This is a genomic window from Luteibacter sp. GL_149 (genome assembly GCF_057834065.1).
Genome location: NZ_CM174395.1, coordinates 1,790,971 through 1,804,358, shown reverse-complemented (window position 1 = coordinate 1,804,358; position 13,388 = coordinate 1,790,971). Strand labels below are relative to the sequence as shown.

15 protein-coding genes, 1 tRNA gene and 1 other RNA gene are annotated in these 13,388 nt (G+C 65.0%); 6 read left to right on the top strand and 11 right to left on the bottom strand.

The window, feature by feature from the left end:
- Positions 1–123: 123 nt before the first annotated feature.
- Together rpmF and AC3IR3_RS08235 are read right to left on the bottom strand one after the other, a co-directional pair.
- Positions 124–318, bottom strand: coding sequence for a 50S ribosomal protein L32 (gene rpmF, locus AC3IR3_RS08240; RefSeq protein ID WP_132141465.1), 195 nt, complete (start codon positions 316–318; stop codon positions 124–126).
- A gap of 20 nt (positions 319–338) precedes the next feature.
- Positions 339–857: a YceD family protein gene (locus AC3IR3_RS08235; RefSeq protein ID WP_489196424.1), complete on the bottom strand. Its 519-nt coding sequence runs from the start codon at positions 855–857 to the stop codon at positions 339–341.
- 157 nt (positions 858–1,014) lie between these two features.
- On the opposite strand from AC3IR3_RS08235, the gene AC3IR3_RS08230 reads away from it, so the two are divergent.
- Positions 1,015–1,461, top strand: coding sequence for a hypothetical protein (locus AC3IR3_RS08230; RefSeq protein ID WP_489196423.1), 447 nt, complete (start codon positions 1,015–1,017; stop codon positions 1,459–1,461).
- A 1-nt stretch (position 1,462) separates the two neighbouring features.
- Complete coding sequence (locus tag AC3IR3_RS08225; protein WP_489196422.1) at positions 1,463–2,047, top strand: Maf family protein; 585 nt, start codon at positions 1,463–1,465, stop codon at positions 2,045–2,047.
- 197 nt (positions 2,048–2,244) lie between these two features.
- Here AC3IR3_RS08225 and AC3IR3_RS08220 read toward each other — a convergent pair whose 3' ends face one another.
- Positions 2,245–3,837: an ArnT family glycosyltransferase gene (locus AC3IR3_RS08220; RefSeq protein WP_489196421.1), complete on the bottom strand. Its 1,593-nt coding sequence runs from the start codon at positions 3,835–3,837 to the stop codon at positions 2,245–2,247.
- 35 nt (positions 3,838–3,872) lie between these two features.
- Between AC3IR3_RS08220 and AC3IR3_RS08215 the strand changes: the two genes are divergently transcribed.
- From AC3IR3_RS08215 to AC3IR3_RS08200, 4 genes are read left to right on the top strand one after another with little or no spacing between them, the layout of a single operon-like run.
- Positions 3,873–4,814 carry an AAA family ATPase gene (locus tag AC3IR3_RS08215; RefSeq protein ID WP_489196420.1) on the top strand — a complete coding sequence of 314 codons (942 nt, stop codon included), beginning with the start codon at positions 3,873–3,875 and terminating at the stop codon, positions 4,812–4,814.
- Positions 4,814–5,776, top strand: a complete 963-nt coding sequence (locus AC3IR3_RS08210; RefSeq protein ID WP_489196419.1) for a DUF58 domain-containing protein — start codon at positions 4,814–4,816, stop codon at positions 5,774–5,776. The genes AC3IR3_RS08215 and AC3IR3_RS08210 overlap by 1 nt, the downstream gene beginning before the upstream one ends.
- Positions 5,773–7,764: a transglutaminase TgpA family protein gene (locus AC3IR3_RS08205; protein ID WP_489196418.1), complete on the top strand. Its 1,992-nt coding sequence runs from the start codon at positions 5,773–5,775 to the stop codon at positions 7,762–7,764. Before AC3IR3_RS08210 ends, AC3IR3_RS08205 begins: the two co-directional genes overlap by 4 nt.
- 47 nt (positions 7,765–7,811) lie before the next feature.
- On the top strand, positions 7,812–8,411 hold the full coding sequence (locus AC3IR3_RS08200) for a Slp family lipoprotein (protein WP_132141459.1): 600 nt from the start codon (positions 7,812–7,814) through the stop codon (positions 8,409–8,411).
- 38 nt (positions 8,412–8,449) lie between these two features.
- Here the strand turns inward: AC3IR3_RS08200 and AC3IR3_RS08195 are convergent, their stop codons facing one another.
- The 8 genes from AC3IR3_RS08195 to AC3IR3_RS08160 all read right to left on the bottom strand — a co-directional run bounded on the left by AC3IR3_RS08195 (position 8,450) and on the right by AC3IR3_RS08160 (position 13,386).
- Positions 8,450–8,794, bottom strand: coding sequence for a histidine triad nucleotide-binding protein (locus tag AC3IR3_RS08195; RefSeq protein WP_489196417.1), 345 nt, complete (start codon positions 8,792–8,794; stop codon positions 8,450–8,452).
- A gap of 21 nt (positions 8,795–8,815) precedes the next feature.
- The gene (gene recR, locus AC3IR3_RS08190) at positions 8,816–9,418 is read right to left on the bottom strand and encodes a recombination mediator RecR (protein ID WP_489196416.1); all 603 of its coding nucleotides are present in this window, start codon (positions 9,416–9,418) and stop codon (positions 8,816–8,818) included.
- Between the two features lie 7 nt (positions 9,419–9,425).
- A complete protein-coding gene (locus AC3IR3_RS08185; RefSeq protein WP_489196415.1) occupies positions 9,426–9,749 on the bottom strand; it encodes a YbaB/EbfC family nucleoid-associated protein in 324 nt (107 codons plus the stop codon).
- On the bottom strand, positions 9,746–11,440 hold the full coding sequence (dnaX, locus tag AC3IR3_RS08180) for a DNA polymerase III subunit gamma/tau (RefSeq protein WP_489196414.1): 1,695 nt from the start codon (positions 11,438–11,440) through the stop codon (positions 9,746–9,748). The genes AC3IR3_RS08185 and dnaX overlap by 4 nt, the downstream gene beginning before the upstream one ends.
- Positions 11,441–11,552: 112 nt before the next feature.
- Positions 11,553–11,649: signal recognition particle sRNA small type (gene ffs / locus AC3IR3_RS08175), an RNA gene on the bottom strand.
- A gap of 80 nt (positions 11,650–11,729) precedes the next feature.
- Positions 11,730–11,819 (bottom strand) — tRNA-Ser (locus tag AC3IR3_RS08170).
- Positions 11,820–11,908: 89 nt separating this feature from the next.
- Positions 11,909–12,667, bottom strand: coding sequence for an MBL fold metallo-hydrolase (locus AC3IR3_RS08165; protein ID WP_489196413.1), 759 nt, complete (start codon positions 12,665–12,667; stop codon positions 11,909–11,911).
- Entirely contained in the window at positions 12,664–13,386 is a 723-nt protein-coding gene (locus AC3IR3_RS08160) for a 3-deoxy-D-manno-octulosonic acid kinase (protein ID WP_489196412.1), read from the bottom strand. Before AC3IR3_RS08160 ends, AC3IR3_RS08165 begins: the two co-directional genes overlap by 4 nt.
- Between the last annotated feature and the right edge of the window lie 2 nt (positions 13,387–13,388).

The following is a 13,388-nucleotide window of genomic DNA, read 5'->3' as shown; positions in this document are numbered from 1 at the left end:
TGGGCGGAATGCCTGCACCGCGGACGCAAAGGACGGCGACGCAGGGCCTAAAGCTTCAATCCCTCAAACGCAAAACGGCGCGTTACCGCGCCGCCTGCGTATCCGATCGTCGCAGGCTCGCGATCAATCCTCGACTTCAACCGCACCGCGGGTGTCGATGACCTTCTTACCACGGTAATAGCCATCCTTCGTCACGTGGTGACGCAGGTGGACTTCACCGCTGGTCGGATCGGTCGACAGCTGCACGGTTTGCAGCGCGTCGTGCGAACGACGCATGCCGCGGGTGGACGGGGTTTTGCGGCTCTTGGCAACTGCCATGACTCAATCTCCAGCGAAATCTAACGATTCTTGAGTTCGCGCAGAATCGCGAACGGGTTTGGGCGCGTATCCGACGGAGCCAGTTCGGCCTCGTCGGTTCCATCGATGTCGTCGGGCAGCTCGGCGTCCGGGTTAATCGGAACCAGGGGCAGCACCAACAGCAATTCATCCTCGATCACGGTAACCGGATCGAGCTTTCCGTCTTCCTCGACGAGCAATGGCTCGTAACCAGGTGGAAGGCCGGATTCTTCATTTTCATTGACGATCAGTCCGAGACGCGTGTCGACATTGACGGTCATCACGAACGGCTCGAGCGAGCGCTGACAGATCAACGTCAACGGCGCCTCGATACGGACGGCGACATAACGGACGTTGAACTCGTCGCGACCGAATTCCAGCTCGTACTTAACATCGCCTTCCGGAGACGCAATCACCTCACCGAGACGGGGGAAACCCGAGACGGGAAGGATTCCGGAAAACGAACGCCGCGCCGAAACCATGCGCCAAGCGTCCACGGACGATGGCAGTGTCACGGACATAATCGTGAAATGGTAGGCATGAACATCCCTGAAGTCAACTTGTTAGGGCCGTTCGAAGGGCTCGGGAAGCCTCTTTGCCTGAACCGATCCCTTTCGGGCAGACTGGCACGCTATCAGCGAGTGTGCGGCATCGTGCCTGCCGAGGGAAGTCACCCGAGTGTTTTCATATGCGATTTATGCACTTGCGGTGCTCGTGGCCTTCGCTGTCGGCCTGGTCGCCTGGCTGGCCGCCCATCACCGCTCGCGACGCCGGCACGGGGCCCTGCAGGATCTGCTCGATCACGCCGACCGCCTGGAAATCGATCTCAAGGACTGCAGAGAGCGACTCCAGCGGGCCCATGCGGTGATGTCGGTCAGTCCCGACTTGCCCGCCGCGGGCGAGGTCGAAGCCCAGCACGCGCTGGATTCCGGGCTGCGCGCCCTGCTTCAGCAGCGCCTGTGGATTCGCGACAAGGCCCCGGATGCCAGCCAGCGCGAACTCGACGATGCGGTGGACGCCCTCGCCCGCGCCCGCCAGCAACTGGAACCGCGTCTGCGGGCACTGGACGACGCCCAGCACGCCCTCGACGTCGCCGTGCGCGAACACATTCACCGGGATTTCTAGCATGACCGCTACCCCGCGGGTGCTCCTTGCATCCACGTCGCGCTACCGCGCCGAGCTGCTGCATCGCATCCTTCCCGAGTTCATCCAGGCCGCGCCGGGCACCGACGAATCGCCGCTACCCGACGAAATGCCGCGCGAACGCGCCCGGCGTCTGGCGCTGGCCAAGGCGAAGGCGGCGGCCGCCATCCATCCCGACGCCATTGTCATCGGCTCGGATCAGGTGGCCGATCTCGATGGACGCGTGCTGGATAAACCAGGAACCGCCGAACGGGCCGTCGAGCAGTTGCGGGCCAGTTCGGGACGCGAGGTCGTGTTCCATACGGCGGTCTGCGTTCTCGGCCCCGCCGGATATGCCGGAACCGCCGTCGACGACACCCGGGTGGTCTTCCGGCATCTGTCGGACAGCGATATCGCGCGCTATGTCGAACGCGAGCGCCCGCTGGATTGTGCGGGCAGCTTCAAGTGCGAAGGTCTTGGCATCACGCTTTTCGAGCGTATCGAGAACGTCGATCCGACGGCGCTGATCGGATTGCCGCTTATCGCGACGGCGAGGTTGCTGCGCGAAGCCGGTGTCGTGCTGCCCTGACCGGCAAGTTCCACCAACGCCCCACCTGTGGGAGCGCGCCTGCGCGCGAAAGCCCACGGAGCTAAGAAGCCCGATACTCACATCGCAAGCCCAAAATCCAGGCTGCGGATGCCACCCACGGATTCCCCGCTCCGTGGGCTTTCGCGCGCAAGCGCGCTCCCACAGGCCAACAGTAAAGCCGAAGGTATCTGGCGCCTTCAGTCCGACATCCCCGCTCGCCACGCAGTCATCCACACGACGCAACCGTCGGCTGCCATAGGCGGCAGGGCCCTAGACGGCACCGTCGCATCGTAGAACGCGAAACGTCGCCGCCCCTCGAACAGATCCAGCCGCGCCACCAGAACTGGCGAGGCCACGCGCGAACACAGCGAACCCAACCAATCGCGCCTCGCACCTTCACGCATCGAGGTTTCATCCACGGCCAACAGAACGTGGCGCCCGGGCGCATCCGCCAGCAAGGCCGCTTCGTCCCTTCGCCAGATGGCGAGTTGCGGCGCACGGCCATGCTTGTCGTTGAACGGACTGTCCAGTACGTAGACGACCCGCTGCGCGCCAAGCGCGAAACGCAGCTCGGCGCCCAGCATGAAATTGTCGGCGACCAGCAATGCATCCGGCCGTACCGCGAGCAGCTTTCCGGCTTCGACGCCGCTCTCGCGCCAGCCCGTGAAATTGGACGGAAACGCCTTATAACCGGCCAATACGCGCGGACCTTCGGTCGACGCAGCCAGCCCGAGATAACCGAGTCCCGCCGCAAGACCCAGGCCCGCAACAAAGAAAGCGGCGGCGATAACGCGCCGCCATGTACGCGACATCGACCCGGCCAGCATCGGCAGCGCGGCAATCAGCACCAGGTATCCCGGCAGCGGCCAGTGCGCGCGGAATCGCACATCGTCGGCGAATAGCCCAAGTACGAAATAAGCGACGATGAAGGTGACGCCAACAACTCCCAGCACGTCCCACCCGGCGTGCGAACGACGGCGCCAGCCCTGCCAGGCCGCCCAGAGCAACACGACGTAAGCCAGCGGGGTACAGGCCATCGCCTGTTCCAGCGGCTGCATGAGCGCACCCGGCTGGAAGCTCCACGGATTGCGATCCACCACCTGAAAACCGATCCCGACACCATGCTGGATGGTGTTGAACACGATGATCGGCAACAGTCCGATCGAAGCGACCAGCAGCGCTCCCCACAGACCGGGCTTGCGCCATTGCGCCCTGCCGCGCGGCGTGGCGCAGAGCATGATCAATCCCGCGAGCATCGGCATCGCGGCGCGATAGTGAGTGGCCCAGCACAACGCGAGACCGATACCCAACAGCAGCCAGTCGCGGGCGCGATCGCGGTCCATCGCCGCGCAAAGACCCTGCATGGCGAGCAGGATGCCGAAGGTCAGCGGCACATCGGGCAGCGCCAGCACGCCAAGGCTGCCCGCCAGCGGAAGCAGCAGCGCGCCAAGCGCCGCCTGCCATCCCTGTTCCTGCCCGGCGTAACGAAGCGCAAGCGCACGCACCTGCCAGGGAATCGCGGCACCGATAAGCAGAAACGGCAAACGCATACCGAAAAGATGGTGTCCGGCAAGCATCTCCCCGAGATGGATCAGCCATGCCGTCAAGGGCGGAAGGTCGCTATAGCCCCATGCGGGGGCAAGACTTTCCTGCCAGTAAAACGCCTCGTCGCCGAACGGTGACAGGCGGCACGCTATGGCGATCTTCGCGAGCGATACCAGAACGAACAGAACGAGGAACGCACCTCGCCACACTCGCACGGCCGCCGCTACACTGGACCGATCACGCATTGTTGTATCCAGGCCAGGGGGCGCACGCATCGATCATGTCCGCAACGACTCCACTTCGCGATGAAACATTGCACCACCGACTGGAAAGCGCGCTGGCGCAGGTCAATGGCGTCCTTCTGGGCAAACCGCGGCAGGTCAAGCTCGCCTTCACCTGCCTGATCGCCGGCGGTCATCTGCTGCTGGAAGACGTGCCCGGCGTCGGCAAGACCACGCTGGCGCATGCGCTCGCGGCAACCTTCGACCTCGAATTCCAGCGGATTCAGTTCACCAGCGACCTGTTGCCGTCGGACATTATCGGGGTCAGCGTATACGAGCGCGAGACGGGACAGTTCCGCTTCCACCCCGGCCCCATCTTCACCAGCCTCCTGCTGGCCGACGAAATCAATCGCGCCACGCCCAAGACCCAGAGCGCCCTGCTCGAAGCCATGGCCGAAGGCCAGACGACCGTGGATGGCCAGACCCACGATCTGCCACGACCGTTTTTCGTGGTGGCCACCCAGAACCCTCTCGATCTTGCCGGTACGTTTCCGCTACCGGATTCGCAACTGGATCGCTTCATGTTGCGGCTGTCCCTCGACTACCCCGATCCCGCCGCCGAACGCGCCCTGCTGACCGGCGCCGATCGACGGGATCTGATGGCGACGCTTGAACCGCGCCTGGATATCGCATCCATTGCCGCGCTGCACGCCGCCGCGCAGGCGGTGAAGGCCAGCAGCACCCTGCTCGACTATCTGCAGGCGTTGCTCACCGCCAGCCGCAAACACAGCGATGTACGCGTGGGGCTATCGCCGCGCGCAGGCCTTGCCTTGCTAGCGGCGGCCCGCGCCTGGGCGCTGGTCAGCGGCCGCGACTACGTCATTCCCGAAGACATCCAGACCGTCTTCGTATGCGTCGCCGCACATCGCCTGGTTCCCGGCAAGGGCAGTCATCGCGAAGCCATTGCCCGCGCTCTCCTCGCCGAGGTGCCGGTGCCCTGATGACGCTGGCCAGTCACTGGCGACACGTTGTCGCATTGGCCGAGAAGCGCCTGCCTTCGCTGACGCGCATGCGTCAGCGCGAGCCCCTGCCCATCCTGCTCAATCGCCGACGCATCTATATCGTCCCGACCGGGTTCGGCCTGGGCTTTGCCGTGTTGTTGTGCGTGATGCTGGTCGGTGCGCTCAACTATGCGAACAACGCCGCGCTGATCCTCACCTGCCTGCTGGGCGCCGCCAGCGCCGGAAGCATGCTCGTCGCCTTTCGCGTGCTCAATGGCCTGACCATCGGAACATTGCGCGCGGACAGCGCGGTGGCCGGTTCGTCCATTCGCGTGTCGCTGGATATCTCCACGAACGACGAGGCAAGGACCGGTGTGCACCTGGACGTGCACGAACAGCAGCTCGCACTGCAGGTACCGGCGCATGGCGCCGCAACAGCCGAATTCGAACTTCTTACGGAGATGCGTGGCTGGCTCGCGCTGCCACGCATGCGCATTTATACGACCTGGCCGTTAGGCATGTTCCGCGCATGGAGCTGGCTGAACCCCGATCGTCAGGTATTGGTTTATCCGCGTCCCGAAGCGTTTGGCCCCCCACCGTTCGAACCTCAGGGCGATGCCGACCGGGGTCGCCCCCGCGTGGGCGACGAGCTGGCCTCGCTGCGCGACTACCGGCCCGGCGATCCGCGCAGGCAGATCGCATGGAAACTCAGCGCCCGGCATCACGATCTGCTGGTGAAAGACATGGAGCAGCCTGCGCCCAAGGAAGACTGGCGGCTGGACTGGGACAACATACACGGGCTCGATGCCGAATCGCGCATTTCGCGACTGGCACGCTGGATCGACGAAGGCCATCAGGGCGGGCGTCGCTGGAGCCTGCAATTGCCCGATCGTTACTTCGACATCGCCCAGGGCGACGAGCATTACCATCGCTGCATGACCGCGCTGGCGTTGCAGCCATGACACGTTCGCGATTCTCGCTGCGTCGCGTCTCGCCCTCCGATCCACCCATTGGCGGACGTTCGTTCGATCTCCTGTGCGCGACGATGGCGGCGGTCGTGGCGGTCCATGCACTGCACCTGCCCTGGTGGCTGACCGTTTCGTTGCTGGCGATACTCGCGATGCGCTGGCGCCAGCGCAGGACGCACACGCGCAATGTATCCGCATGGCTGAAGATCCCACTGATCGCCCTGCTGCTCGCCTCGATCGTCGCGACGTACGGATCGATTTTCGGACGCGAGCCGGGAAGCGCATTCGCCGTCGGCCTGCTCGTACTGAAACTGCTGGAGAGCGAACACCGCCGCGATGCGCGCGTGGGCGTGACGTTCGCCTGCTTCGCACTGATGAGCGCCCTGCTGTTCGACCAGGGCATGTTCGCGACCGCCTTCGTCGCGCTGGCGTTGCTGCCCGCCCTGGCCACGCTCCGTTCGCTGGAGGATGCACGTCCCGAACCGGCGCGTCTGACAGGCGAGTTCCCTGCGCCGCTGTTGATGCTGGCGCTTTCCATTCCGCTGGCGTTGTTCGCCTTTCTGTTCGTGCCTCGTCTTTCGTCGCCGTTGTGGGGCGCGCCAACGAACAACCAGGCCCGCACGGGCCTGTCCAGCCGCATGTCCCCCGGCGATATGACCGAACTGCTTACCGACGACGCGCCCGCTATGCGCGTGACCTTCGACGGCGGCAGGATGCCAGATCGTCCGGCTCGCTATTTCAGGGCTTACGTTCTGTGGATGTTCGACGGCAAGGAGTGGCGCGCGGGCGGCGGAGCGTACCGGCGTGCGCCTTCGACCCTGGTCCCGGGCGATAACGTCACGTATGAAATTGCGCTCGAGGCAACGCACGAATTCGCCATGCCCGCCCTCGACGCGCCTGTTGCGCCACCGGAAAAGTCCCGCATGCTGCCGGATCGTACGGTGACGGCGGACAATCGCATCGACGAGGTCGTTCGTTACCGCGTCGCCTCGACCACCAGCTACCACTTCGAACCCGAGCTGGACGAGTCGGTAAGGCGTATGGCTCTGCAATTGCCCGATGACGTCGGACCGAAAGCGCGCGCGCTGGCAGCCGGGTGGCGAGAACGTTTCGGCGAAGACGATGGCTCGATCGCCCTCGCGGCGCTCGGACTTTTCCGGGACGGCGGTTTCAGTTACACGCTCGCCCCGCCTCCGCTGGGCCGTGATCGCATCGACGACTTCCTGTTCGATACCCACCAGGGCTACTGCGAGCACTACGCGTCCGCCTTTACCTTCCTGATGCGCGCCGCGGGCATTCCCGCGCGCGTCGTCACCGGTTACCAGGGCGGTTACTGGAATACGCTTGGCAACTACCTGCTCGTTCGTCAGTCCGATGCACACGCATGGAGCGAAATCTGGCTGGCCGGACGCGGATGGGTACGCTACGACCCTACCGGAGCGGTGCGGCCGGAGCGCGTCAGCCAGCTGGGCGCAGCCGCCTCGCAACCCGGCGAAAACTCCCTGAGCGGCCAATGGCTGCGCGAATTCCGCAACCGCATGGACATCGTCAACCAGTGGTGGGGTCGTGGCGTTATCGGGTTCGACGCGCTACGCCAGCAAGGCTTGCTGCGCCCCTTTGGCATCGCGCGCGCCGACGTGGGCAAGCTCTCGCTGATACTGGTGGTAGGTTGCGCATTGCTGGTGGTCGTCGCACTGACCTGGGCGCTGTTCCGGCCACGCGAAGGCGACGCATTGGATGCGTGGATGCGCCGTCTCGAGGCAAAACTCGCCCGGGCTGGCGTTGCACGACGGAGTAACGAAGGCCCGCGTCATTATTTTGCGCGGGCCGCGAGGGCCCTGCCAGGCGACCGGGCGTCCCTGGAGGCGCTTGCCGGACTGTATATACGGTTACGCTATGCCTTTGACGAACCGCCGCCTGAACCGCTACGCGAATTTGGCGGTAAGGTGAGGGAATTCAAACCGCGTCGCGTGGTCAAATAGATCGAAGTGCCGGTAATGTCCGGTGCGGTTCCGCTGGGAGAAATCACATGTCGATGTACAAACCGTTGGCCATTGTTGCGGCGACCATGGCTCTTGGCGCATGCGCTACGGTGCCGCAGCCGCTGCAGGGCCAGTTCAACGACGTTTCCACGGCGGGCGCCCAGCAGGGTGGCGCGCCGGGTGCGAAGGTGCGCTGGGGTGGCGAAATCATCAAGACCGAACCGGGTCCGCAGCAGACCTGCTTCTTCGTCCTGTCCGAACCGCTGGACAGCGAAGCGCGTCCGACCGCCAGCAAGTCCGATAGCCAGGGCCGCTTCGTGGCCTGCCGCGACGGCTTCTACGATCCGGAAGTGTTTACCCGCGGTCGCGAAATCACCGTCACGGGTACGGTGCATGGCGCGGTGTCGCAGAAAGTCGGCGATTTCGACTATGCCTATCCGCGCGTCGAAGCCGATGTCGTCTACCTGTGGCCCAAGCGCGTACCGGTGACCCGCTACCCGCCAGGTTTTTACGACCCGTTCTGGGGTCCGGGCTTCGGTCCGTCGTGGGGCGGCTACGGCTATGGTCCGTGGGGCGATCCGTTCTGGTACCGTCCACGCGTGATCGTCGTGCCGCGTCCGGTGGCTCCGCCACCGCGTCCACGCTGATAGAAAAAACGCCGGCTCACGCCGGCGTTTTTTTCGCTTCAGCCCGGCGGCCAGTGCATCTGGCGACCCGCGAGAAGATGCACGTGCAAATGGAAGACCGTCTGCCCGCCGTGCTCGTTACAATTGACGACCGTGCGGTAGCCATCCTTCGCATAGCCTTCGTCTCGCGCATACGCCGCTGCCGCAAGCAGCAGCTTGCCGAGCAGTGTCGCATCCGCCGGTGTCGCGTCGTCCAGCGTGGCGATGGCGCGCTTCGGAATGAAAAGTACGTGTACCGGCGCCTGCGGATTGAGATCCCGGAATGCCAGGACGTCATCGTCCTCGTAAACGATATCGGCCGGAATCTCGCGCCGGACGATCTTCGCGAAGATGGTGTCGCTCATCGGTAACTCCTTCGATGATGGTCAGCCCAGCGATTGCCGGCTGCCAAAGGCATGGGCGAGCGTGCCACGGTCGACGAATTCGAGTTCGCCACCTAGCGGCACGCCATGGGCCAACCGTGTGGCGCGAATACCCGCGGCGCGCGCGAGCTGCCCCACGTAGTGGGCTGTCGCCTCGCCTTCCACGGTCGGGTTCGTCGCGATGATCATTTCCTCGATCTCGCCCTCGCCCAGTCGCTCGGCAAGTAACGGCAGACCGAGTTCGTCGGGACCCAGGCCGTCCAGAGGCGAAAGCCGGCCCAGCAGAACGAAGTAATGGCCGCGAAATCCCGTGGCCTGTTCGATCGCCGCAAGATCGGATGCCGACTCGACCACGCACAGCACCTGCTTGTCGCGACTGGGACTGGCGCACAACGAACACACCGGCGTCTCGCTGAAATTGCGGCAGCGCGTGCAGTTGCCCACATCGCGCATCGCGGATTCCAGCGCCGAGGCCAGGCGCAGGCCACCTTCCCGCTCGCGTTCGAGCAGGTGGAAGGCCATGCGCTGCGCACTCTTCGCACCCACGCCCGGAAGGCAGCGCAATGCGTCGATGAGTTCGCCGAGAAGTCGGGAGCCAGTCGTCATGGACTGATCAGAACGGCATCTTGAAACCGGGCGGCAGGTTCAGACCGGAGGTCACGCCACCCAGCCGGTTCTTGCTGACTTCCGAAATCTTGTTGACCGCATCGTTCACCGCGGCGGCGACGAGGTCTTCGGCCATCTCCGGATCGTCCGCGAAAAGCTGGCGATCGATACTGACCTTGCGCACCTCGTGGCCGCCGGACATCGTCACGGTAACGGCACCGCCGCCGGCGCTGCCGATGACTTCGAGCTTCGCGATTTCTTCCTGCGCACGCTTCATTTCATCCTGCATGCGCTGGGCCTGCTGCATCAGCTGACCGATCTGACCTTTCACGTTCTTGGCTCCACGGGTTTGACGGATTGCGGAATGACACGCGCATCGAGCTCGCGTACCAGGGTCTGCACGATCGGGTCGTTCTCGATGGCCGCCTCGGCGGCGGCCTGCGCATCGCTGCGCGCCTGCGCCATGCGATGGGCCGGGGTTTCGAGATTACCGTGATCGGCGATGAAACGCAGACGGACGCGACGTCCGAGTGCGACGGTGAGTTTTTCTTCCATCTGACTGGTCAACGGCTCGACCGCCAGATGCAGATGCGACGGCTTCAGCGCCAGCGTCATGCTTTCGCCGTCCAGTTCGCGCAACGACGAATTCTGCGCCAGCTGACCGATGGGGCCGCGAAGACCGGCGCGCTCCACGAGTTCGGCCCAGTCCGGCATGCCATTGGCATCCAGGACGAGAGGCGCGGACGGGCGCGGAGCCGGAGCGGGTGCCGGAGGTTCGACCGGAGCCGCCGCGCGCACGGGTGCGGGCGCAGCGGGCCGGGCGACCTGAGCCGGGGCGACGGGAGCGGTGCTTCGAACCGGTGCGGCCGAAGGTGCTTGCCCCGTCGGCGCAGGAGTGGCCGAACGCGCCGACGGCGGGGCCGGGGATGCGGACGAACCGCCGTCCGTCGGACGGAACGCCAGCATGCGCAGCAAGGCCATCTCGAAACCGATCCGCGCATCCGGCGCCTGCGGCAGCTCGCGACGCCCGCTGGTGGCGATCTGGTAATAGAGCTGCACGTCTTCCGGCACGATGCGTTCGGCGAGCGCGGCAAGACCTTCGTCGCTTTCCTCGCCCCGATATCCCGGGACAAGCTGCATCAGCTGGACGCGGTGAAGCACGGTCGCCAGGTCGTCGAGCACGCCACCGAAGTCCGGCGAGAACGAAGCGATACGATCGCACTCGGCCATCAGCCCCGGACCGTCGCCCGATGCCAGCGCGTCGAGCAGGCCAAGGACCTGACCACGCTCGACGCTGCCGAGCATGGCGCGCACGTCCGATGCGCGAAGCGCGCCGCCGCCATAGGCGATGGCCTGGTCGAGCAACGACAGCGCATCGCGCAGCGAACCGTCCGCCGCATGCGCAAGCTCGCCGATGGCCTCGCCTTCGAATTCGATGCCTTCCGCACCGAGGATGTGGCGCATCTGTCCGGATATCTGCTCGGGCAGCAGGCGCTTGAGGTTGAACTTCAGGCAACGCGACAGCACCGTGACCGGCAGCTTCTGCGGATCGGTGGTCGCCAGCAGGAACTTCACATGCGGCGGCGGCTCCTCCAGCGTCTTCAGCAACGCGTTGAACGCCGGCTTGGACAGCATGTGCACCTCATCGACGAGGTAGACCTTGAAGCGTCCGCGCGAGGGTGCGTACTGCGCATTCTCGATCACTTCGCGCACGTCGTCGACGCCCGTGTTGCTTGCCGCATCGATTTCCAGCAGATCGACGAAGCGCCCGGCGTCGACGGCCGTGCACACGGCGCATTCACCGCACGGATCGGCCGACTCGCCACGCTCGCAATTGAGCGACTTGGCGAAGATGCGCGCGATGGTGGTCTTGCCGACACCGCGCGTACCCGTGAACAGGTAGGCGTGATGCATGCGACCGGATTCGAGCGCATTGGTAAGTGCGCGGACGACATGTTCCTGGCCCACGAGTTCGGCGAACTTGCGAGGGCGCCACTTTCGTGCGAGGACCTGATAGGACATGCGTGGATACCTTGGGGCGACAGGGGATTGTGCCAAGGTGCGCCGGGTCGCGGTAGCTTGCGTTTCCGGCGGCGAGGTGATCCGCCGTTCCGGACCCCGGAAAAAGTGGCGGCCCTGCCAGCCACACCCCGGCACCCGAGTCGTCTACTACCGTTGCTTCCTTCCGGACCTGGCGGAGTTTGCAGACTATCGTCGCGGGGGGACCGACAGGGCCACCATAAGACGTGATTCTTTCTGAACGGCTGTTTTGCTGCGCATCGCGGACATTACAGGTCGCGGACTGCAAAACTGGCGGAGAGAGCGGGATTCGAACCCGCGATACGTTTTACCGTATACACACTTTCCAGGCGTGCTCCTTCAACCACTCGGACACCTCTCCACACCGGTACTACCTTCTTCACCGGCATCCTGGTCCGGCAAAGAAGCGGAAGGATAACGTCAGCGCGACATTCAGACAAGCGGCGAGGATCAACCTGCGCCGGGACGCGGGGGTGCGGGCGGCGGCAAAGCGATGCGTTCGCCGGTATGGGCCACGCGATAGCCACGGGCCGCCAGCTCCCGGCCATCGGCCTCGCTGCCGTAGTGGTAAAGAACCATGCGGTCGCGGAACGCCTGCGCGTACTCGCGTTCCAGATCGTCCACGCCGGTGTGAGACGGATTACCGGTCAGTCCGCAATCGTGCGCGATGACCTCGCTGCCGGCGCCGTACAACGCCAGGGCCTCGGGTACCGGACGGGTATCGCCCGTATAGACGAGGCTGCCGCCGAGCGCGAGACCGTACGACGTGCCCTGCACATGATGGCGCGTGGCGAAGACGTCGAACCAGACCTCGTCGTGCCAGAAACCCCGCGTGCAGGGAATCAGCCGGAAGGCTTCCCAATAGTTCACGCCGCCCTCGGCCAGGACGCCGGGATAGTCGGCCACCCTGCCCTGCAGCCAGGGCACGAGTGCGGCATGCACATAGACGCGCGTCTTGCCGCGAAGGTTTTCGTCGAACCACAGCCGGAAAAACAGCCGCTCCATACCCGCCACGTGATCCATGTGGATATGTGTGATGTACAGCGCACGGGGCGGTTCGCCGTAGGCGGCGATGTAACGGTCCAGCGTGTCCGGCCCGCAGTCGATCAGCAGCGACGGTTTGCCATCGCGCTCGACGACCGCGGCGGACGAGCCCAGCTCGACCGCATGCGCTGCCCCGGTGCCGAGAAAATGCAGATGCCAGTTCATGCCGCGTATGCCTGTTCATAATGATCGACAAGGGCGGGCCAGAGTTTGCCCTCGAACGAGGCCAGCTTACCCGCGCCCAGCTTCAGCAGCGATCGATGCAGGCGCGAGAGGTTCGCTCGCCGCCAGCCTTCCGCGGGCGCCCTCAGCCGTCCGCGATCGAAATCGATCAGGTACAGGCCTGCTTCGTTGATAAGGATATTGTGGGCGTTCAGATCGGCATGCCAGGCACCCTGGCGATGGAATCGCGCCACCAGCTCGCCCACCCGCGACGCCAGGGCAACATCGAAATCTCCCGACGCCAGGCGTTCGGCCAGCGTCGTCGCGGCGGGAATCGTCAGCGTGATCAGGTCCGCGGTATAGCGCAGGCCATGCCGGACATACCGCGAGGCCAGCGGCGGCGACACGGGGAGGCCCCGACGCAGCAGCTCGGCCAGAAGGCGGAATTCGCGGACACTGCGACTTCTGTCACGGCCCGTCCACAGATAACGGTCGCCAAATAGTTTCGCGACCAGCCCGCCGCGCCGATAATGGCGCAGGGCGGCCTCGCCGGCCGGCGTGTCGATGAACGCCACGCCGCCACGGCCGCCGGACTGCATGCGCAATCCACCGCGCGCGCGCCAGTAATCGGCCAGGAACCATTGGCCGTCGACTTGTGGGGCGAGGGCCCCGTCGAACAGAATCGTTCCGGCGGAGTCCTCGTGGATTCGTTCGTCTGTCATCG

Coding starts and splice junctions, on each gene's coding strand:
- rpmF (WP_132141465.1), bottom strand. CDS start 318: ATGGCAGTTGCCAAGAGCCGCAAAACCCCGTCCACCCGCGGCATGCGT.
- AC3IR3_RS08235 (WP_489196424.1), bottom strand. CDS start 857: ATGTCCGTGACACTGCCATCGTCCGTGGACGCTTGGCGCATGGTTTCG.
- AC3IR3_RS08225 (WP_489196422.1), top strand. CDS start 1,463: ATGACCGCTACCCCGCGGGTGCTCCTTGCATCCACGTCGCGCTACCGC.
- AC3IR3_RS08220 (WP_489196421.1), bottom strand. CDS start 3,837: ATGCGTGATCGGTCCAGTGTAGCGGCGGCCGTGCGAGTGTGGCGAGGT.
- AC3IR3_RS08215 (WP_489196420.1), top strand. CDS start 3,873: ATGTCCGCAACGACTCCACTTCGCGATGAAACATTGCACCACCGACTG.
- AC3IR3_RS08210 (WP_489196419.1), top strand. CDS start 4,814: ATGACGCTGGCCAGTCACTGGCGACACGTTGTCGCATTGGCCGAGAAG.
- AC3IR3_RS08205 (WP_489196418.1), top strand. CDS start 5,773: ATGACACGTTCGCGATTCTCGCTGCGTCGCGTCTCGCCCTCCGATCCA.
- AC3IR3_RS08200 (WP_132141459.1), top strand. CDS start 7,812: ATGTCGATGTACAAACCGTTGGCCATTGTTGCGGCGACCATGGCTCTT.
- AC3IR3_RS08195 (WP_489196417.1), bottom strand. CDS start 8,794: ATGAGCGACACCATCTTCGCGAAGATCGTCCGGCGCGAGATTCCGGCC.
- recR (WP_489196416.1), bottom strand. CDS start 9,418: ATGACGACTGGCTCCCGACTTCTCGGCGAACTCATCGACGCATTGCGC.
- dnaX (WP_489196414.1), bottom strand. CDS start 11,440: ATGTCCTATCAGGTCCTCGCACGAAAGTGGCGCCCTCGCAAGTTCGCC.
- AC3IR3_RS08165 (WP_489196413.1), bottom strand. CDS start 12,667: ATGAACTGGCATCTGCATTTTCTCGGCACCGGGGCAGCGCATGCGGTC.
- AC3IR3_RS08160 (WP_489196412.1), bottom strand. CDS start 13,386: ATGACAGACGAACGAATCCACGAGGACTCCGCCGGAACGATTCTGTTC.